We start from the raw sequence: 1,546 nt of genomic DNA, 5'->3' as shown, positions 1-1,546 counted from the left end.
CAAACATAGAAACAACAACAGGCTCCATAATGCTTTTGTTAATACGTTTGGCAGGATAACCTACTGAATCAAGTATTTTTTCTCCTGTCATATAGCGATAGTATTCAGCGATACGATGGCACAATCTGTCAAAGTCATCATAAGTAACAACATCAAGATTAAGCTTTTCTCGTTGTTTACCACAACATTCTTCCCAAAGAGTAGTAACGACAGATCTTTTTAGACGGAAACGTGGTGCATGAGGCCACTTAGGGGCAGTATCAATGTATAATAAATCAGGGCGTAGTTCGCTGGAAATACGAGGATAATGATCTTCATAATTAGGATATTTTTGTTGAAGCATATTTATGAAGTCACGTACAATCGTCCAGTCATTTCGTAAAATCTCTACATCTTCATCATTGAATTCGTGAAAATCAAAACCTTCAATTGGAAAGTTTGCGTAATCAGCTGCTTTTACAGTCGTTTCGGAATCGTATAAATAGTAGACAATCAACATGTGCTCCAGTTTTTGCCAAAAATGAGATGTATAGAAGTCTTCATATACGATTTTATTTGGAGAAACAGCAGTGATTGACATTGGTTCTTTGGCTTCAAATACATCTGGGTTTGATTTGCTTCGTTTTAATCCAGTTACCTTAAGTTCTGTAGGAACGCCATCTACGATAAGGTCTGGTCTTTGATCAGAATCAGATGGATAGCCCAAGATGGATTGCTCGACTACGTCTCCTGCAATACCAGTAATTTTAGGATGTTTTATGGTTCTATCAAACACATTATTGGAATCAGCTTCACCAAGTGTCATTCCAAGATATGCTTTTAATCTTTGGTACAATTCTTTTTTTCTATATGGGTGCATTTCAGCCATGATATTTATCTCCAATTTCCTTCTATAGTCTGTCAGTGCCATTATATCACATGATTTTTATGATTACTATTAGATAACTACACTGAAAAATAATCACCTGTAATTGTTTGGTAAGAAAATCATTTGGATGAATATTTTGTGATGAATTTTGGATTACATAGTAGAATTTGCTTTGAATTTTTACCGACAAGTATATGAATGATTGTACATTTGAAAACGATGGTTGTTCCCTAGTGTTTAAGTGAGGGATGACAATTTGCAATCGTTTGAAGCTTTTTATCAAAAAATGTAGTATAAGACCTTTTTTCTTTCTATATAGGTAGAGGAGCATTTAGAGAATGATTAATTTCATCAAAGTCATTTTGATTTTTGACATGGACAGAAATCGACATCTCTTCACCGTACCTTGACAATTTCATAGCTCTTTTGCACGAGGATACTTAATCTGAAATTTTTATCCTGCGTGTCAGAACAGTGCATACGTTTCGGTTAAATCTGATACAGGAACGTTGAGGTGAAAGGGTGCGATTGTAACTTGTTGATTTAGCAAATAGGAAAGGAATAAGAAAAGTATAGGAGCTTCCTGCATACTTTAAAGAGTAAAGGGAATTGACCAAAAAGAATACCTCAAGTAAATTTAGATTATTACTGACCGGGCAGTTAGTAAAATCTAAAAAC

The 1,546-nt window shown here is 34.7% G+C and carries 1 protein-coding gene; it reads right to left on the bottom strand.

Translation table 11 applies throughout. The features are described from left to right. On the bottom strand, nucleotides 1–868 hold an 868-nt coding region (locus ACQRCC_RS15500; protein WP_427851646.1), incomplete at its 3' end, for a MutH/Sau3AI family endonuclease. Nucleotides 869–1,546: the final 678 nt, after the last annotated feature.

It is taken from the genome of Sporofaciens sp. SGI.106, assembly GCF_050314255.1.
In the GTDB taxonomy this organism is placed as follows: Bacteria; Bacillota; Clostridia; order Lachnospirales; family Lachnospiraceae; genus Claveliimonas.
The sequence above is the reverse complement of the archived record's forward strand: the minus strand, read 5'-3'. Positions and strand labels throughout refer to the sequence as shown.